Origin of the sequence: Mesorhizobium sp. CAU 1741, assembly GCF_039839275.1 — a bacterium.
GTDB lineage: Bacteria > Pseudomonadota > Alphaproteobacteria > Rhizobiales > Rhizobiaceae > Aerobium.
Genome location: NZ_JBDOQP010000003.1, coordinates 336224 through 355239 on the forward strand (window position 1 = coordinate 336224; position 19016 = coordinate 355239).

Genomic DNA, 19016 nt, shown 5'->3' on the forward strand with positions numbered 1-19016 from the left:
CGTCAAATGAGGAATACTTACCGGCACCTCCAGGTGCTCGCCACTTCGGCTCTGCTTGCCTCGATCTCGTCATCGCTGGCACATGCGCAGGATGCCCAGGCAGCCGTGGATCGGCTGAAACAGATCGTCGAGGAACAGGGCGCCGTGATCGTGTGGGACCGCGTGGACGTCAGCGGCGACAGCGCCGTGCTGGTGAACACGGCGATCGGCAGCGCCGACGAGCGGATGCCGTTCGGCGACATCACCCTCAACGGCATATCGAGGGTCGAGAACGGCTTCCGGGTCGAAGAGATGGTGACCGAGCCATTCAGCATCGGAGACGAGACCGGCTCGGTGCAGGTCGAGGATACCGTCGTCAGCGGCCTGCTCTTGCCGGACGAAGGCAATATCGACGATTTCGGCGGCAGCGTCTTTTACGAGAGCGCCTCCGTCAGCAATGTCTCCGTGACCGTCGAGGACACGGAGATCGCCTCGCTGACGAATTTCTGGACCGAGATGACCGCTCCAGAAGACGGCGAACCGATGGATTATTCGGGCGGGGCCGAGCAGTTCTACATCGACCTGTCGATGATCGAGGACCCCAACCAGAAGGCCGTGTTGCAGGCGCTCGAATATGAGGAGCTGTTTGGCGCGTTCGACTTTGCCGGCTACTGGCAGCCGACCGACGGACGTTTTGCGCTGACTGAATACAACATGAGCGTCGAGGATGCCGGCACGCTGGGGATCATGCTGGACATCGGCGGCTATACGCCGTCCTTCATCACCTCGCTGCGCGACCTGCAGATGCAGATGGCGGCCAATCCTGACGGCGACAGCTCTGCACAGGGGCTCGCCGTACTCGGACTGATGCAGCAGCTCAGCTTCCACAGCGCGGAGATCAGCTTCACCGACGATTCGCTGACCAGCAAGGTGCTGGAGTTCGTTGCCAGTTCACAGGGAATGTCGGCATCGGACGTCGCCAACCAGGCAAAGGCCGTGCTGCCCTTCATGCTCGGCCAGCTCGGCAATCCGGAACTGACGATGCAGGCAACACAGGCCGTCACCGCCTATCTCGACGATCCGCAGGTGCTGCGCATCAAGGCCGCGCCTCCCGGTCCGGTGGCCTTCGCACTCATCATGGCCGGCGCAATGTCGGCGCCAGCCGAACTGACGAAGACGCTCGGCGTCAGCGTCAGCGCCAACGACTAGAGTCGGGATCAGCCTCGATTCCAGGGAGTCCGGCCTGTCCGGGCTCTCGATTCATCCAGGCATCCACGCAGGCATTGATGATGATCCCCGCACCTGAGGCGAGATCATCGATGCCCATCGCATCCGGCGTGCCGGGTTCAGCTTCCCTCAATGGCGGGACGTGGATGAAACCGGCCATCACCGGACGCAGGCCGTCGCAGGCATGGGCCACCGACAGTGTGAAGACGGTGTTGCACAGATAGCCGCCGGCATCGTCGGACCATTGCACGGGTAAGCCCGCCGCTTCGAGGCGGCTGGCGATCAGGTCCAGCGGCAGCGTCGAATCCAGCGTTTCGGGGCCGGCGCACACCTGCGTCGCGGCAGGCATCACACCGGCCTGGTCGGGCCGCGCGTTGGCATGACTGTTGCGGGCGACACGTTCCAGCCGGAAACCACGGCATTCGCGCGCAAGGCCGAAATGGATCGCGATGTCGGGCAGGAAGTCGCGGCCGATCGCCGAGAGCCGTCCGGCAATCGTCTCGTATTCCACGGCAAGCACTTCAGCGCGGAAGGCGCCTATGCGCTCCCCTTCCGCGAACTCGTCGTTAAGAATGCCGACGAGTGCTTCCGTCGGGTTGACGGGCGCGCCGGGAAAGACGGAAAAGCCGGTGACGAGGATGCGAGGCGGGCGCGCCGGCGAAGTCGAGGCCGGAGCGCCCATCGCGTCAATCGTCCTTCTTGGTAACGACGGTGCGCAGATGCAATTCGCGCAACTGTGCCGGCGTCGCTTCCGAAGGCGATCCCATCAGCAGGTCCTGTGCCTGCTGGTTCATCGGGAACATGGTGATCTCGCGCAGGTTCTTGGCACCGACCAGCAGCATGACGACACGGTCGATACCGGCAGCCATGCCGCCATGCGGCGGCGCGCCATACTGGAAGGCGCGATAGAGACCACCGAAACGGTCCTCGACGGTCTGGCGGTCGAGCCCGACGATCTCGAACGCCCTGACCATGGTCTCAGGCAGATGGTTGCGGATGCCCCCCGACGCGATCTCGAAGCCGTTGCAGACCATGTCGTACTGGAACGCCCTGATGGTCAGCGGATCGTCGTTGTCCAGCGCCTCCTTGCCGCCCTGCGGCATGGAGAACGGGTTATGGCCGAACTCGACCTTCTTCTCGTCCTCGTCCCATTCGTAGAAGGGGAAGTCGACGATCCAGCACAGCTCGAAGCGGTCGCGATCGACGAGATCGAGTTCCTCGCCGGCGCGGGTGCGCGCGGCACCGGCGAAGGAGACGAACTTCTTCGGGTCGCCGGCGACGAAGAAGCAGGCGTCACCGTCTTCGAGGCCGAGCTGGGTGCGGATCGCCTCGGTGCGCTCCTCGCCGATGTTCTTGGCGAGCGGGCCGGCGCCTTCGAGCCTGTCGCCTTCCTTGCGCCAGAAGATGTAACCCAGACCGGGCTGGCCCTCGCCCTGCGCCCACGAATTCATGCGGTCGCAAAAGGCGCGGCTGCCGCCGGTCCTGGCCGGAATCGCCCAGACCTGCGCCTTATCGTCATTGGCGAGGATGTTGGCGAATACCTTGAAGCCCGAACCGCGGAAGTGGTCGGAGACCTCTTCCATGACGATCGGGTTGCGCAGGTCCGGCTTGTCGGAGCCGTATTTGCGCATTGCCTCGTCATAGGCGATGCGGGGAAATTTCTGGGTAACCGGCTTGCCGGCGGCGAATGCCTCGAACACGCCGCGCATCACCGGCTCCATCGTCGCCAGTACGTCTTCCTGTTCGACGAAGCTCATTTCGAGGTCGAGCTGGTAGAATTCACCGGGCAGGCGGTCGGCGCGCGGATCTTCGTCGCGGAAGCACGGCGCAATCTGGAAATAGCGGTCGAAGCCCGACATCATGATGAGCTGCTTGTACTGCTGCGGCGCCTGCGGCAGCGCGTAGAACTTGCCCGCATGCAGGCGCGACGGCACCAGGAAGTCGCGCGCGCCTTCCGGCGACGACGCCGTCAGGATCGGCGTCGAGTACTCGGTGAAGCCCGACTCGGCCATGCGCGCGCGCATGTCTGCGATGATCTTCGTGCGCTGGACGATATTCTTGTGGAGCGACTCGCGGCGCAGGTCGAGGAAGCGGTATTTGAGGCGGATGTCCTCGGGATAGTCGGGCTCGCCGAAGACCGGCAGCGGCAGTTCCTTTGCCGAGGAAAGCACTTCCATCTCGCGCGCGAAGATCTCGATCTCGCCGGTCGGCAGGTTCGCGTTGGTCGTCTCGGCGGTGCGCGCCTTGACCTCGCCGTCGACACGGATGACCCATTCCCCACGCACGGTCTCGGCCGTCTTGAAGCAGGGGGAATCGGGGTCGGCGACGATCTGCGTCAGGCCGTAATGGTCACGAAGGTCGATGAAGAGCAGGCCGCCATGGTCGCGCACGCGATGGACCCAGCCCGACAGGCGGACCGACTGGCCGACATCGGCCTTTCTCAACTGAGCGCAGGTGTGGCTGCGATAACGATGCATGGTCATGAAATATTCCGGGTGTGATGGACGTGCCAGTATGCTTGCTTCCGGCGCGAAATTCGGGCGGAAAAGCGCATGAGAGGCACGATTTGTCAAGGACGGCTCCGGTAATCAAGCCATCATCCGGAATAGTCGGGACGCGCTACTCCCGATTGGTCGAGGTCTGGAAATCCGAGCGGGTTACGGTGGCAACTTGCGTGATCGCGAGGCTGGCAGATCGGATAGTCATCATTCCGTCGACCGGGTCCTGATCGAGCAAGATATCATCTGCTTTGGCCATGTCGCCGGTCAGTTTCACGATCAGCGTGTCGTTGCTGTCCGCGAATACAATTTCGAAGACGCCATCTTCCAACTTGGTGATTGTCGCGTCGTTCAGCCCGTGCGTGCCGTCGGCGCTGCTGCGGAAGATTGCCAGCGGACCGTTGGTTTCCACGACGTCGTTGCCGTCCCCTTCCGCCAGCATGATGGTCGACAGACCGCCACTCCTGTTGTTCAAAGCAATTGTGTCGTCGCCCCGTCCACCTGTGACGTGGTAAATTCGCTCTGCATCGATGCTGATCTTATCGTCGCCATCACCGCCACTGATAAACAAGGCAGCGCCCTCGGAAACGACGTCAATCGTATCATCGCCGCGTCCTCCCCTGATGCTGGCTGCTGAATGCGCAACGAGGGACACGGTGTCGTCGCCGGCGCCACCCTCGATAAATAGGGGGCCGCCTCCCCCCACGTCGGCGTTGACCACATCATCACCATCCCCAGCAAGAATGTAGCTGACCCCGGTTCCGGCGTGCCTACCGATGGTGACATCGATGTTATCGTTGCCATCACCCGCGTTCATCCTCACCAGATGCGCGTCGACAGCGATTGTATCGTTCCCGTTTCCGGAGTGAACGCGCACCTCCCGCGCATTGATGTCGATGACATCGTCGCCGTCGCCAGTTCCGACACTCGCCGTTGCCTGCGGCGCGTCGATCGAGACGCTGGCATTGCCTTTGGCGTCGAGGATGATCTGCATGATGGCGGACACGGCATCCGCTGAGGAATGTCTTCCGCCGAGATCCAGCGTGGCGCTGCCGCCCCACCTGCCCTGAGGGGAATATTGCCATGCGTTCTGTACGAGACGCACGGACGTGTCCTGCGAAAGTCTGCCCTGGAAGACGGTCGTCACGCTCATCATCTCTGGATGCCCGCATCCCTGGAGGACTGCCGGTCCCCGTGACTGTGCCAGTATCAGCGATATTGCTCGCGTAGATTGTAGGCAACGCTGGTTAACGCCAAATTAACCGCGAGATCATCACCGGAATGACCAGAAGATTCCGATGTCGCCAGCGTGCATCGATCAGCAACGGACAAGTCTTGGGTTCGAAACGTGCCGCAGCGTCCCGTGTTTTTCATCGATGGCCGCGCGCAACGCAAGGTGGCGCGCGGTTTGTGGTGTGAAAGCTAGCCGCGGGCGTCGGCTTCCTGAGGGGATAACGTCTCGGCGCGCATCCATTCTGCGAACTCGCCATCCTGGATGCCGTTCTCGGCGGTGCATCCGTTTGGTCCGCTTTCGACATATGACGAGCGGCCTTCGTAGCAGCCGGCAGAATAGTAGTCGGACACGCGCATCCAGCCGTTGAGCGACTCATGGATGACCACGGACTCGCCGGGAAAGAAGGTCCCGACGATGCCGCAATCAAGTGAAGGGCAGGTTCTGCGCAGCCCCTCGCCGACCTTTACCCACATGCGCAGGTCGGTCTGCGCGAATGTCATGGCGGATACCGTCAAGGCGGCACCGACCGTGACTGCGAACATTGCGCTCTTCAGGTGCGGATGACCCATGTCCGTGTGTCCTCAACCATCCGTGAGCGGCACCGTGTCAACGGCTGTCCGCGGCGGCAGGCTTTCGAGCGCCACCAGTTCGTCGGCGCAAAGATCCGCCGCACCGGGCACGGCATCTTCAAGGCCGGCCAAGGTGGTCCATCCGCCATCCTCGATAAAATTGTCCTGCTGGTAGCTGGACGTCTCCTTCAGCTCCGCCAGGTTCGCGGCGGTCGCCGAGGCGGTGAACTTTTCCACGCACAGGCTGGAAGCGAGTTCGGCGCGGCCGTCGCGTGCGGCATCCTCGGCCATGCTGCGCGCCGATCCGCCGGTGACCCAGCCGCCCGCTGTGAAGCCTACGATCATCGTCACAACAACCGCTCCCGCCGTCGTCCAGAACCACATCGTCTTGGACGGCTTGAATTCCGACCAGCGATCCGCAAATTTTCTGTCCTGAGCCATGGGCTGACACTCCTCTTTTTGCTCTCGTTCGGTTTCAGTCGTTTACATTTCGAGAGTAACACGGAAGGGGTCATTCGCCTAATTTGGGGGCCGATTGGACCATCATTGCCGGGCATCTGTCCGTGACAATGGCGTGAGGGCCAGCCTATACAGGACGTCCACGTTCCGTCCGCTTCGGTCTTATGCACAGCCTGCGACCCCTCATCCCCATTCTCACGGCGGCCGGCATCCTGCTCGGCGGCAACGGGCTGCAAGGCACGCTGATCGCGCTGCGCGGCGCGCAGGAGGGATTTTCGCCCGCGAGCATCGGCTTCATGGGCACGGCCTATTTCGCCGGCTTCCTCATCGGCTGCCTCATCATCGTGCGCATGATGCGCGCCGTCGGCCATATCAGAGCGTTCTCCGCACTGGCCGCGATCGCCGCATGCGCGACGCTGGTGATGGCGACCGTGATCGACGTGTCGATATGGACGCTGGCCCGCTTCGCGTCGGGCATCTGCTTTGCCGGCCTGTTCACGATCATGGAGAGCTGGCTCAATTCGGGCGTTGCCAACGCCGACCGCGCCCGGGTGCTGGCGCTCTACCGTATCATCGACCTCGGCGCGGTGACCGGGTCGCAGTTCCTGATCCCGCTCATCGGTCCCGAAGGGTTTCCGATCTTCGCGGTGATGGCGATGATGATCACGCTTTCGCTGGTGCCTGTGTCGCTTGGCGACCGCTCGAACCCCGCAGCCCCCGACGACGTCAAGCTCAACCTCAGGCGCGCCTGGGAGATTTCGCCGATCGCCGCCATCGGCTGCATAGCCATCGGCGTCACCAACAGCGCGTTCCGCACGCTTTCGCCGGTCTATGCGCAGGACATCGGCATGTCGGTCGGCGACGTGGCGACATTCGTCAGCGTGTCGATCATCGGCGGCGCGCTGATCCAGTACCCGCTCGGCTACATTTCCGATCGCAGCGACAGGCGGACGGTCCTGCTCGTGACGACGAGCCTGGCGTTGGCGGCGGCCGTGGCGCTCGGCTTCATGGGCAGCAGCGACCGGCTGGTCAATTTCGCGCTCGTCTTCGTGTTCGGCGCCTTCGCCATGCCGCTGTTCTCGCTTTCGGCCGCGCATGCCAACGACCGCGCGGCCAAGAACGAATATGTCATGATCAACGCGGCGCTGATGCTGTTCTATTCGTTCGGCGCGATCGGAGGACCGTTTGCGGCCGCGACCGTGATGGAGTGGTTCGGCCCGCATGCGCTGTTCTTCTTCAGCGCACTCATCTACATCATCTTCATCGCATTGATCCTCTATCGCATGCTGGCGCGAGCTCCGGCCCCCAGCGACGAGCGCGGCCGGTTCACCGCCCTGTTGCGCACATCGACGATCTTCGCGCGGCTGGCGCAGCGTCCCGCCGGCATCGGACGCAAGGACAAAAGGAGTGGGCAACAGTGATCTGTGCGGTCAAAAGCTTGACGCGGGAGCTTTCGACTGGAATTGAGGTTCATTGCCCGGAAAAATCGAACTAGATGCATCTGATAACGCAACAGGACGAACTCGAAGCCGCCATCGACACACTCGGCCGTTCCGACTTCGTGACCATCGATACCGAATTCATCCGCGAGACGACCTTCTGGCCGGAACTGTGCCTGATACAGCTCGCCAGCCCCGAGATCACCGCGCTGATCGACCCGCTCGCGCCCGGCATCGACCTTGCGCCGTTCTTCAAGCTGATGGCCGACGAAACCACCATCAAGGTGTTTCACGCCGCCCGGCAAGACATCGAAATCATTTTCAATCGCGGCAACCTCATTCCCCACCCCGTGTTCGACACACAGGTGGCGGCAATGGTGTGTGGTTTCGGCGACAGCGTGTCCTACGACCAGCTCGTGCAGAAGGTGACGGGCACGCGCCTCGACAAGTCGTCCCGCTTCACCGACTGGCGGCATCGCCCGCTTTCGGAAAAGCAGCTTGAATACGCGCTTGCCGACGTCACCTACCTGATCGACGTCTATCTCCATCTGAGCGAGCAGCTCGAGCGCGAGGACCGCGCCCACTGGCTCAACGAGGAGATGGAAGTGCTGACGGCGCGCGAAACCTATGATCCTCATCCCGAGGATGCCTGGAAGCGCCTGAAACTCAGGGTCAAGAAGCCGGTCGAACTGGCCGTGGTGCAAACCGTGGCGGCGTGGCGCGAGCGTGAGGCGCGCGAGCGCAACGTGCCGCGCGGCCGCGTGCTCAAGGACGATGCGATCTTCGAGATCGCCCAGCAGGCCCCGCGCACCACGGAGGCGCTCGGGAGGCTGCGCACCACCCCGAAAGGCTGGGAGCGGTCTTCGACGGCGACGGCTCTGCTCAAGGTCGTCAACGGGGCGCTCGACATCCCGAAGGACGAATTGCCCAAGCTCCCCCGTCACGCGCAGCAACCGGAAGGCACGGGCGCGGCCGCTGAACTGCTCAAGGTGCTGCTGAAACTCGTTGCGGAGGAACGCGGCGTGGCGACAAAGGTGCTCGCATCGGGCGACGACATCGAGAAGATCGCCGCAAGGGGCGAAGACGCCGACGTGCCGGCCATGCAGGGCTGGCGCAGGGAGGTGTTCGGCGAGCGGGCGCTGTCGCTGGTGCGCGGCGAAATCGCGCTGAAATTCGACAAGCGCAGGATAACCGTTTTCGACACGGTTTGAGCGGCACGGAGGCACGCGGTGACGGAGAAAGGTCGCATCGACTCCCGGTCTCGCACGATCGGCGCACCAGCCGACAGGATCTACGACGCCTTCCTATCCGCCGATGCCTGGCTCGAATGGCTACCCCCCGCCGGCATGAGCGGGCTGATGCATGCGTTCGACCCTCGGCCGGGCGGCAGCTACCGCATGGAGCTCCTATACCGCGACGACGATACCGGCACGGGCAAGTCGACGGATACGTCGGATATCGTCGATGGAACGTTCGTGGATTTCATGCCCGGCAGGCGCGTCGTTCAATCGGTGACGTTTGCGTCCGACGATCCGGCCTTCGCTGGCGAAATGAGAATGATTTGGAACCTGACGCCGGTTGCCGGCGGTACGCATGTGACGATCACCTGCGAGAACGTGCCATCCGGCATCCTCCAGGCCGATCACCATGATGGCCTGGATTCGACATTGCGCAACCTCGAAGCGTTCGTGACCCGCTGAGGCGGAAGGCTCAAACTCAGTCGCCCGCGACGATCTGCATCGGTCGGCCGAGCACCTTGGCAAGCTGCGCCATGCGTCCGTCAGGACGCTCGCCCAGAAGTCCGGCATGGCTGCGCGGCACGACGAGCTGAAGGGTATCGCCCTCCTGCCTCCATATAAGACGCGGCATCAGACCTGGCATCGAGGCGGAGAACAGGTAGACCACGCGCAGCAAAGCGCCAAGAACGCGCGCGCGTTCGAGGTGGTGCGGGCCAGCCAGCGCCCGCATCACGGGGGAGACTGCATCCTCGTAGATGCCTTCGTGGCGGAACAGGATGGCGAGCCCGATGAAGGCCCGGCCGGGGTGATCAACCCCGATGAACGAGGCATGCGCGACGATGTTGAGCGACTGGGTGCCGCGATATTCGGGGTGGGCGCGCCAGCCGATGTCCGCAAGCAGGCATGCCGCCTGACGGTAGCGCGCATCCTCTTCGGTTTCCTGCAGGCCGAATGCCTCGAATGCCTCACCGGTCCACGCGGCAAGCTCCCTCGCATGCTTCACCGAGCGCGCGCGCAGCACCGCCAATTCCTCGGCAGCCGAGATCAGGGGATCAGCAGCGCGCTGTTCCTGGTCGAGCAGCGAATAGAGATAGCCCTCACGCACGCCGAGCGCGGAGACGACGATCCTCGACGGCTTCATCGACTGCACGATGGCCTGAAGCACGGCGGCGCCATAGGGCAGCAGGGCGCGGCGCGACTTCGAAATGCGCGCGATGCCCTTCATCTTGGTCAGTTCGCCACCGGCGACCTGCTGCAGGAAATCCGCCGAATCGTCGACCCCCAGCTCATAGTGGTGCATCACATTCAGCGGATAGTCGGTGGCGTTCATGTGCAGGCGTGCGAGGTTGCGCCAGGTGCCGCCGACGCAGTAGAAGGTGCGCCCCTCGCCCGCAGCCAACAGGCCGGCCCGTTTCAGCTCGCGCTGGGCAATCTTGTAGGCTTCGGCAGGCGACCCCTTCGCCATGTCCTGAAGCCGCAGGCCACCGAGCGGCAAGGTGATGCCGTCGCCGATGGTCTCTCCGGAAACATCGACCAGTTCGAGGCTGCCGCCGCCGAGGTCACCGGCAATGCCGTCGGCACGGTGAAAGCCGGAGATGATTCCGAGCGCCGAATAGTAGGCCTCTTCGCGTCCCGACAACACGCGCACCGGGGCACCGAGAATCTCTTCGGCGCGATGGATGAAGTCCATGCCGTTTTCGGCCTCGCGCGCCGCCGCGGTGGCGATCACGTGGAAATCCTCGGCACCTGCCTGGTCGGAGAGCGCACGAAAGCGGCGGAACTCCTCGACGGCGCGGCGAACCGCCTCTTCATCGAGCCGCCCAGTGGAGACGATTCCACGCCCAAGCCCGGCCAGCATCTTCTCGTTGAAGAGGACCGTTGGTGAACGGGCAATGCCCTCATAGACGACTAGTCGGATCGAGTTGGATCCGATGTCGATGATCGACAGTGGCCAGCGATCAGGCAGCCGGCCCTGAGATGTTTGAATCATTCGCCCTGCGTTGTCGAGTTCGCCTTCTTGCGGCGCTTGTGCTGGGTTATGCGTTTCGGCGCATTGGATTTCAGGGCGTCGCCCCGACCGGACAGGCTGGGATTGGTCATGAAATATTCCTGCGCGTTGAACGGTTCCTCGCCTTCCTCCGGCTGCATGCGCCGCGAGGTACCGTCCGCCAATACTTCGAAACTCTGCTGGTTGTCCATGATGTTTCCCAGCATGATCTGGCCGAGCACCTGTTCATGCACAGTCGGATTGGTGATGGGAACCATGGTTTCGACGCGGCGGTCGAGGTTACGCGGCATCATGTCGGCCGAGCTGATGTAGACCACGGCTTCGTCGGATGGCAGGCCGTGACCGTTGCCGAAGCAGAAGATTCGGCTGTGCTCGAGGAAGCGGCCGATGATCGACTTGACGCGGATGTTTTCCGACAGGCCGGGCACCTGCGGGCGCAGGCAGCAGATGCCGCGCACGACGAGGTCGATCTCCACCCCTGCCCGGCTGGCATCGTAAAGCGCGTCGATGACGATCGGATCGACGAGCGAATTCATCTTCATCCAGATTTGCGCCGGCTTTCCCAGATCGGCAAATGCCTTTTCGGCGGCGATGTGCTCCAGGATCCGATTGCGCAGCGTGAACGGCGAGATGGCGAGCCGCATTTCATGCGCGGGCTCGGCATAGCCGGTGATGAAGTTGAAAATCTGCGCCACGTCGCGCGCGATCTCGGGATCGGTGGTGAAATAGGACAGGTCGGTATAGATGCGGGCGGTGATCGGGTGGTAGTTGCCGGTGCCCAGATGGACGTAGTTTCGCAGCCTGTTGTCCTCGCGACGCACGACGAGCGACATCTTCGAATGGGTCTTCAGCTCGATGAAGCCGAAGACGACCTGAACGCCCGCACGCTCCAGGTCGCGCGCCCAGCGGATGTTGGCTTCCTCGTCGAAACGGGCTTTCAGCTCGACGAGCGCGGTCACCGACTTGCCGGCCTCGGCGGCATCGATGAGCGCGCGCACGATCGGGCTGTCGTTGGAGGTGCGATACAGGGTCTGCTTGATGGCGACGACTTCCGGGTCGGCCGCTGCCTGGCGCAGGAACTGCACCACCACGTCGAAGCTCTCGTAGGGATGGTGGACGACGATGTCCTTTTCGCGGATGCCGGCGAAGCAGTCTCCGCCATGGTCGCGGATGCGCTCGGGAAAGCGCGGATTGTAGGGGGTGAACTTGAGGTCGTCGCGCGGCAGCGAAACGATCTCGGAAATCTGGTTGATCGCAAGCGGCTTCTTCAGGATGGAGACACGCCCGCCCGCCACGCCCAGTTCGGTGGCGACGAAATCGCGCAGCGCCTCGGGCATCTCGTCGTCAAACTCGATACGGATCACCTGGCCCCGGCGGCGCCGCTTCAGCGCGCTCTCGAACAGGCGCACCAGGTCTTCGGCTTCTTCCTCGACCTCGATGTCGCTGTCCCGGATGATCCGGAACGTTCCGGACCCTTTGACCTCATAGCCGGGAAAGAGCTTGCCGATGAACAATGCCACCGCATCTTCCAGCGCCATGAAGCGCACGGTCGTCTTGCGATCCGGCAGGCGGACGAAGCGCCGCAAGGCAACAGGCAGGCGTAGCAGCGCGGTCATCTCCTCGCCGTCGCGCAGGTTGCGCAACTGCAGGCCCATCGAAAAGCCGAGATTGGGGATGAACGGAAACGGATGGGCGGGGTCGATCGACAGCGGGGTCAGCACCGGGAAGACCGATTCCATGAAGTGGTCTTCGAGCCAGCGCAACTCGTCGCGGTTGAGCGCATCGCCGCGCACGATCTCGATGCCCTGCTGGCGCATCAGTCCCGTCAGAGAGGAATAGCTCTGCTGCTGGTCCTCCTGCAGACTGGCGACTTCGAGCAACAGCAATTCGAGCTGCTGTTCCGGTGTGCGACCATCGGGGCTCTTGATGGCGATGCCCTGGCGGACCTGGCCGGCTAGCCCGGCGACGCGCACCATGAAGAATTCGTCGAGATTGGCCGCCGAAATCGACAGGAAGCGCACGCGCTCGAGCAGCGGATGGCATGGGTTCTGCGATTCATCGAGCACCCGTCGATTGAACTGCAGCCATGAGAACTCACGGTTGACGAAACGGTCGGGATTGCCTTCCGGTGAAGCCGCCAGAGCCTTCATCTCTCCGGTGAATTCGCTTGTCGCCGGTCTCAACTCGTTCATCTTGTTCCACCCGATGCGTTGCGCCGACTGCATCAGCAGGCGCGGATTCCGTCAAGTGGTCTCCTGACAGGGTTTTGCGACAGTTTGATATCACCGTCTTGCAAAGCGCCGGTTTATGCTGCAAACGCACACGATCCGCATCGACAGCATCTCGGAGCTTTCCATGGCCGGTCACGCGATACCGCATTTCCAGAACGACGCAGGCCACGCCGCGATTGAGATCGGCGTGAAGGAGTTCATGTGCGTCGGCGCCAACCCGCCTCAGGATCATCCCCACGTCTTCCTCGACATGGGCGACGATTCGGAAAAGGTCTGTCCCTATTGCTCGACGCTGTTTCGCTACAATCCCGCGCTCAAGGCGACCGAGACCAAGCCTGAGGGCGCGGTCTACCACCATCAGGCAGCCTGAGCGGACGATTTCCGTGACAAGGACCGGGCGATGACCGCGGCAGGCCGGGTCGCCGTCGTGGGCGCCGGCATCGCTGGCCTGACTGCGGCCCTTGCCTTCGCACGACACGGCTTCGAGGTCGTCGTCTTCGAGCGATCACCGACGCTTGAAGAAATAGGCGCCGGGCTGCAACTGTCTCCGAACGCGACACGGATTCTTGCGCGGCTCGGCGTCATCGAGCGATTGCTGGACAAGGCGGTCCAACCGGAAGGCGTCGTCCTGCGGCGCGCGGATTCGCTGCGCGAGGTTGCGACGGTTCCGCTCGGCGAGGCAGCCCTGCAGCGCTGGGGCGCACCCTACCTGACAATCCATCGCGCCGACCTCCAGCAGGCACTCGTCGACATGGTCGCGGCTTCACCCGCCGTGGACCTGCGGACCGGCCGCGCGGTCGACTCGCTGAGGCGGGAAAGCGATGGACGCGCGTCGCTCGTGCTTTCAGACGATAGTAACGAGGGCGCATTCGATCTCGTCGTCGGCGCTGACGGCGTGTGGTCCCGCCTGCGCGACAGCGTGCCCGGCGCGCGCGACAGCCGCTACAGCGGCTATGTCGCATGGCGGGCGACCGTCGCGGCCACGGGCGGCCAATCGCGGTGGTTGCCAGCGCATGACAGCGTCACCTCATTCATGCATCCACGTTTCCATCTCGTCGCCTACCCGCTGCGTGGCGGGCGCGCGGTGAATTTCGTCGCTGTGACCCGTGGACCTGAGCCCGTGCGCGGTTGGTCCGGCGCCGCGGATACGGGGCTGCTGCTCGACGCCATGAGGGGAGCAGCCGACGAACTCCAGTCGCTGGCGGCGATGGCGGGTTCGTGGACGACCTGGCCGTTGCACGACGTCGACCCCAACGGGCCGTGGACGGATGGCAGCGGCCTGGCGCTTGTCGGCGACGCCGCCCATGCGATGACGCCTTTCGCCGCGCAAGGCGCAGCCATGGCCATTGAAGACGCGGCAACGCTGGCACGGCTCGTGGCAAAACAGCCCGGAGACAAGCGCCACGCGCTGGAGCGCTATGAACAGGCGCGCCAGCGGCGTGTGGCACGGGTGGCAAAGCGCGGCAGCTTCAACCGCTTTGTCTGGCACGCGCGGGGACCCGTGGCGTTCGGGCGCGATATGGTGCTTGCCTCGCGCCCAGCCGGCTCGCTCGCCTCCGACATGGACTGGCTCTACGGATTCGACGAGGCCGCAAGCCAGTAGAAGCAAAGCCTCCATCGACGGCTGCCTGCTCCCCCGAACCTAATGCAGGATCTGGCTCAGGAAGAGCTTGGTGCGCTCGTGCTGCGGGTTGTCGAAGAACTTTTCCGGCTCGTTCTGCTCGACGATCTGCCCCTGGTCCATGAAGATGACGCGATTGGCGACCTGACGCGCGAAACCCATCTCGTGGGTGACGACGATCATCGTCATGCCTTCCTCGGCAAGGCCGACCATCGTTTCCAGCACTTCCTTGATCATTTCCGGATCGAGTGCCGACGTCGGCTCGTCGAACAGCATGATGCGCGGGTTCATGCACAACGAACGGGCAATCGCCACGCGCTGCTGCTGGCCGCCCGAGAGCTGGCCGGGATATTTGTTGGCCTGCTCCGGGATCTTGACGCGTTCGAGGAAATGCATTGCGGTCTGTTCCGCTTCCCGCTTCGGCGTCTTGCGCACCCAGATCGGCGCCAGCGTGCAGTTCTCCAGGATCGTCAGGTGCGGGAAGAGGTTGAAGTGCTGGAAGACCATTCCGACTTCGCGCCGTACCTCGTCGATACGCTTGAGATCGTTGGTGAGTTCGATGCCGTCGACGACGATCTTGCCCTTCTGGTGTTCCTCCAGTCGGTTGATGCACCGGATCATCGTCGACTTGCCCGAACCGGAAGGACCGCAGACGACGATGCGCTCTCCGCGCATGACCTTCAGATTGATGTCCTTGAGGACGTGGAAGTCGCCATACCATTTGTGCATGTCCTTGATCTCGATGGCGACATCGGTCTCGGAAATGTGCATCTTGGAGCGATCCACCGCGATTTCTTCGCTGCGTGCGGCGTTTTCAGTGGCCATGAGATTCCCCTTTGGCGCTTCGGCCTATTCTTGCTGGTGCTTTTCCGTGCCGGCGGATCATGATCGGTGGCCGGTGTCCAGGCGACGTTCCATATAGATCGAATAGCGTGACATGCCGAAGCAGAACAGCCAGAACACGAAGCCGGCGAACAGAAGTCCCGACATCGGCGTCTGCGGCGATGCCCAGTTCGGGTCGGAAAAGTTCTGGCGAACGATGCCCAGCAGGTCGAACATCCCGATAATGTAGACCAGGCTGGTGTCCTTGAAGAGACCGATGAAGGTGTTGACGATGCCCGGTATGACGAGCTTGAGGGCCTGCGGCAACACGATGAGACCCATCTTCTGCCAGTAGCTCAGGCCGAGCGAGTCGGCGCCTTCATATTGCCCCTTCGGAATGGCCTGCAGCCCGCCACGCACCACCTCGGCCATGTAGGCGGACGCAAACAGCGCCACGCCGACGAGCGCCCGCACGAGCCGATCGAAGGTAAACCCTGCCGGCATGAAGAGAGGCAGCATGACGCTGGCCATGAAAAGCACCGTCACCAGCGGCACGCCACGCACGACCTCGATGAAGATGACGCATAGAAGCTTGACGACCGGCATCTGGGATCGACGGCCGAGCGCGAGCGCGACGCCGAGCGGCAAGGAGACGGAGATGCCGACGAAGGAAAGCACCATGGTCACCAGGAGCCCCCCCCACAACGTCGTCGGAACGTAGGGAAGCGTAAGGACGCCGCCCACCAGCAGGAAATAGGCGAGGATCGGAAACACGCCGAAGAACAGGATGGCGTTGAGCACCTTGTAGGGCACACGCGGGATCAGGAGCGGTACGAGAAGAACCACGAACATGATCGCCGTGACGTTGACGCGCCAGCGCTCGCTGATCGTGTAGCGCCCATACATGAACTGCTCGAACTTGGCATTCACGAAGGCCCAGCATGCACCGGACCAGCCATCTGGCTGGGTGCCACCCTGCGCAATGGTGGCGCAGACGGAGCGGTCCGGCCCAACCCACGTCGCGTTAATGAATGCCCATTGGATGAACGGCGGCAGCAGCCAGACGACGAACAGTAACCCGATAACGGTGAGGATCGTATCCGTCGTGGAGGCGAACAGGTTCACCCGGAGCCAACGGACAAGACCCCGCTCGCGCAGCGGCGCTTCCTGCGCGATGACCATCTGGGCGCGGACGAAGGAGATGTCGTGTTCCTGCATCTTACCGCTCCACCAGCGCCATCTTGGCGTTGAACCAGTTCATGAACGTCGAAGTCGACAGGCTCAGCCCGAGGTAGACGACCATCCAGATCGCGACCACTTCGATCGCCTGCCCCGTCTGGTTCATGGTGGTCTGGCCGATCGCGACGAGGTCGGGATAACCCACCGCCACGGCAAGCGACGAGTTTTTGGTCAGGTTGAGATACTGGCTGGTGAGGGGTGGAATGACGATGCGCATCGCCTGCGGGATGATGACAAGACGCAATGTGGGGCCGGCGCGAACACCCAGCGCGTGGGCCGCTTCCGACTGACCCCTGCTGACGCCGAGGATGCCGGCACGCACGATTTCAGCGATGAACGACGCGGTATAGAACGACAGTGCAAGATAGAGCGACAGGAACTCCGGCTTGATGCTGACACCGCCGTTCAGATTGAAAGCGCCCAGCACAGGAAATTCAAACGTCACCGGCATGCCGGCAAGGAAGAACGCGAGCAGCGGAAGGCCGATGATGAGGCCAAGACTCGTCCACAGGACCGGAAACTGCTCGCCGGTGGCCATCTGGCGCTGGTACGCCTTTCGCTTGACGAACCACGACAGTGCGATCGCCACGACAAAGGCGGCGACGACGAGCCAGATGTCCGGCCCGAAGCTTGCCGACGGAACGAAGAAGCCGCGACTGTTGAGATAGGTATTCAGCGGCATCTCGATGCTGTCGCGGGGAAGCGGCAAGACCGACAGCACGCCGAAATACCAGAAAAAGATGACCAGCAATGGCGGGATGTTGCGGAAGACCTCGACATAGACCGTGCAGATCTTGGCGATCAGCCAGTTGCCCGAAAGCCGCCCGACACCGACGATGAAGCCGATCAGCGTTGCCGTCAGGATGCCGCAGACAGCGACCAGGGCGGTGTTGACGAAGCCAATGACCAAAGCGCGGCCAAAGGTCGAGTCCGCTGTGTATTGCAGAAGCGTCTGGGCGATGTCGAAACCGGCACGCCGGTCCAGAAAGCCGAAGCCGGAGCCGATATTGGCGCGGCGCAGGTTCTCAAGCGTATTGCCCACAATCCAGTAGACGAAAGCGGACAGCAGCACCACGACGATGATCTGGTAGATCAATCCCCGCATCTTGGGGTCGTTGATCCAAGACGCCTGTGCCGGGCCCGCCGCGCGGATTTCATCCTGCGACGCCATACCTGTTCCCCTTTAGGTGGAGCGGGAGGCGTACATCGCGCCCCCCGTCATCCGTTCAGTCTTCAGATCAGCGGATCGGCATCGCGTACTGGATGCCGCCCTTGGTCCAAAGCTGGTTCAGACCGCGCGCGATCTTGAGCGGGCTCTCCTGGCCGATGGTGCGCTCGAAGACCTCGCCGTAGTTTCCGACTTCCTTGACGATGTTGTAGACCCACTTCTCCTCAAGGCCGAGATCGGCACCAAGCTTGGAGCCTTCCTCTTCGCCGAGAACGCGCTTGATCTCGGGATTGTCCGAGCCGACCATCTCGTCGACGTTGGCCTGGGTGATGCCCAGTTCCTCGGCCTGGATCATTGCGTAGAGGGTCCATTTGACAACGTCGAGCCACTGGTCGTCGCCGTGGCGCACGGCCGGGCCAAGCGGCTCCTTGGAAATGATCTCGGGCAACACGACGTGGTCATCCGGCGCCGTAAGCGTCAGACGGATCGCATAGAGGCCGGACTGGTCGGTGGTGTAGACGTCGCAACGGCCCGAATCGTAGGCGGCGTTGACCTCTTCCAGTGCCTGGAAGACGACCGGGTTGTACTCCATGTTGTTGGCGCGGAAATAGTCGGCCAAGTTGAGTTCCGTGGTCGTGCCGGTCTGGACACAGACGGCTGCGCCGGAAAGCTGAAGCGCGGAATTGATGCCCGGCAGGTTTGCTGCGTTGATCATGAAGCCCTGGCCGTCATAGTAGTTGACGCCAGCGAAGTTGAAGCCGAGCGACGTGTCGCGGCTCGTGGTCCAGGTCGTGTTGCGGGTCAGGACGTCGATTTCGCCGGACTGCAGGGCCGTAAAGCGCTCGGTGGCGTTGGTCGGGGTGAAGCGCGCGGCCTCGGCATCGCCGAACACCGCAGCGGCGACCGCGCGGCAAAGCTCGACGTCGAAGCCTTCCCATTCACCCTGATCGTTCGGTGCGGAGAAGCCGGCAAGGCCGGTCGAGACGCCGCACTGGACGTAGCCCTTTTCCTTGACGTCATCGAGCGTCGCTGCCGAGCCAGCGGTGGCCGACAGCGCAAGCGCGGCCGAGCCAAGAATTCCGGTTACCAACTTTTTCATGCCCACATACCCTTTTCTGTTGTCGGACGTTCGTCCGGATCGTTTTTTTCGGAAGCAGGTCCATTCCGGCCTCGGCCGGAACGCGGCATCGTCATCGACGCGCGTGCTCCACCTCCCACTCACGGAGGCCATCGAAGGCGATTATTGGATGCCGGTCAAGTGCGAATGACGACGAGTGGGCAAAT

17 protein-coding genes are annotated in these 19016 nt (G+C 62.9%); 6 read left to right on the forward strand and 11 right to left on the reverse strand.

Annotated features, from left to right (window positions below; translation table 11 throughout):
* Positions 1 to 6 precede the first annotated feature (6 nt).
* Positions 7 to 1188 carry a hypothetical protein gene (locus tag AAFN84_RS15280; RefSeq protein WP_347515462.1) on the forward strand — a complete coding sequence of 394 codons (1182 nt, stop codon included), beginning with the start codon at positions 7 to 9 and terminating at the stop codon, positions 1186 to 1188.
* Here the strand turns inward: AAFN84_RS15280 and AAFN84_RS15285 are convergent.
* The 5 genes from AAFN84_RS15285 to AAFN84_RS15305 form a co-directional block, all read right to left on the reverse strand.
* Positions 1172 to 1888 (reverse strand): hypothetical protein, encoded by a 717-nt coding sequence (locus AAFN84_RS15285; RefSeq protein ID WP_347515463.1) that lies wholly within the window; start codon positions 1886 to 1888, stop codon positions 1172 to 1174. The two genes, AAFN84_RS15280 and AAFN84_RS15285, sit on opposite strands and share 17 nt — an antisense overlap.
* 4 nt (positions 1889 to 1892) lie before the next feature.
* On the reverse strand, positions 1893 to 3683 hold the full coding sequence (gene aspS, locus AAFN84_RS15290) for an aspartate--tRNA ligase (protein WP_347515718.1): 1791 nt from the start codon (positions 3681 to 3683) through the stop codon (positions 1893 to 1895).
* A 142-nt stretch (positions 3684 to 3825) separates the two neighbouring features.
* Positions 3826 to 4860 (reverse strand): hypothetical protein, encoded by a 1035-nt coding sequence (locus tag AAFN84_RS15295; protein WP_347515464.1) that lies wholly within the window; start codon positions 4858 to 4860, stop codon positions 3826 to 3828.
* 266 nt (positions 4861 to 5126) lie between these two features.
* The gene (locus AAFN84_RS15300; RefSeq protein ID WP_347515465.1) at positions 5127 to 5480 is read right to left on the reverse strand and encodes a hypothetical protein; all 354 of its coding nucleotides are present in this window, start codon (positions 5478 to 5480) and stop codon (positions 5127 to 5129) included.
* 39 nt (positions 5481 to 5519) lie between these two features.
* The gene (locus AAFN84_RS15305; protein WP_347515466.1) at positions 5520 to 5948 is read right to left on the reverse strand and encodes a hypothetical protein; all 429 of its coding nucleotides are present in this window, start codon (positions 5946 to 5948) and stop codon (positions 5520 to 5522) included.
* Positions 5949 to 6130: 182 nt separating this feature from the next.
* On the opposite strand from AAFN84_RS15305, the gene AAFN84_RS15310 reads away from it, so the two are divergent.
* The 3 genes from AAFN84_RS15310 (at position 6131) to AAFN84_RS15320 (ending at position 9105) form a co-directional block, all read left to right on the forward strand.
* Positions 6131 to 7387, forward strand: a complete 1257-nt coding sequence (locus AAFN84_RS15310) for an MFS transporter (RefSeq protein WP_347515467.1) — start codon at positions 6131 to 6133, stop codon at positions 7385 to 7387.
* 74 nt (positions 7388 to 7461) lie between these two features.
* Complete coding sequence (rnd, locus tag AAFN84_RS15315) at positions 7462 to 8616, forward strand: ribonuclease D (protein WP_347515468.1); 1155 nt, start codon at positions 7462 to 7464, stop codon at positions 8614 to 8616.
* Between the two features lie 18 nt (positions 8617 to 8634).
* Positions 8635 to 9105 (forward strand): SRPBCC domain-containing protein, encoded by a 471-nt coding sequence (locus tag AAFN84_RS15320; protein ID WP_347515469.1) that lies wholly within the window; start codon positions 8635 to 8637, stop codon positions 9103 to 9105.
* 16 nt (positions 9106 to 9121) lie between these two features.
* Here the strand turns inward: AAFN84_RS15320 and ppx are convergent, their stop codons facing one another.
* On the reverse strand, positions 9122 to 10633 hold the full coding sequence (ppx, locus tag AAFN84_RS15325) for an exopolyphosphatase (RefSeq protein WP_347515470.1): 1512 nt from the start codon (positions 10631 to 10633) through the stop codon (positions 9122 to 9124).
* A complete protein-coding gene (locus AAFN84_RS15330) occupies positions 10630 to 12843 on the reverse strand; it encodes an RNA degradosome polyphosphate kinase (protein WP_347515471.1) in 2214 nt (737 codons plus the stop codon). Before AAFN84_RS15330 ends, ppx begins: the two co-directional genes overlap by 4 nt.
* 163 nt (positions 12844 to 13006) lie before the next feature.
* On the opposite strand from AAFN84_RS15330, the gene AAFN84_RS15335 reads away from it, so the two are divergent.
* Together AAFN84_RS15335 and AAFN84_RS15340 are read left to right on the forward strand one after the other, a co-directional pair.
* Complete coding sequence (locus tag AAFN84_RS15335; protein WP_347515472.1) at positions 13007 to 13252, forward strand: zinc-finger domain-containing protein; 246 nt, start codon at positions 13007 to 13009, stop codon at positions 13250 to 13252.
* A 30-nt stretch (positions 13253 to 13282) separates the two neighbouring features.
* The gene (locus AAFN84_RS15340) at positions 13283 to 14485 is read left to right on the forward strand and encodes an FAD-dependent oxidoreductase (RefSeq protein ID WP_347515473.1); all 1203 of its coding nucleotides are present in this window, start codon (positions 13283 to 13285) and stop codon (positions 14483 to 14485) included.
* Positions 14486 to 14524: 39 nt separating this feature from the next.
* On the opposite strand, the gene AAFN84_RS15345 is transcribed toward AAFN84_RS15340, so the two are convergent.
* The 4 genes from AAFN84_RS15345 to AAFN84_RS15360 all read right to left on the reverse strand — a co-directional run bounded on the left by AAFN84_RS15345 (position 14525) and on the right by AAFN84_RS15360 (position 18831).
* Entirely contained in the window at positions 14525 to 15328 is an 804-nt protein-coding gene (locus tag AAFN84_RS15345; protein ID WP_347515474.1) for an amino acid ABC transporter ATP-binding protein, read from the reverse strand.
* 57 nt (positions 15329 to 15385) lie between these two features.
* Positions 15386 to 16543, reverse strand: a complete 1158-nt coding sequence (locus AAFN84_RS15350) for an amino acid ABC transporter permease (protein WP_347515475.1) — start codon at positions 16541 to 16543, stop codon at positions 15386 to 15388.
* A 1-nt stretch (position 16544) separates the two neighbouring features.
* Positions 16545 to 17735, reverse strand: a complete 1191-nt coding sequence (locus AAFN84_RS15355) for an amino acid ABC transporter permease (protein WP_347515476.1) — start codon at positions 17733 to 17735, stop codon at positions 16545 to 16547.
* A 67-nt stretch (positions 17736 to 17802) separates the two neighbouring features.
* The gene (locus AAFN84_RS15360; RefSeq protein ID WP_347515477.1) at positions 17803 to 18831 is read right to left on the reverse strand and encodes an amino acid ABC transporter substrate-binding protein; all 1029 of its coding nucleotides are present in this window, start codon (positions 18829 to 18831) and stop codon (positions 17803 to 17805) included.
* Between the last annotated feature and the right edge of the window lie 185 nt (positions 18832 to 19016).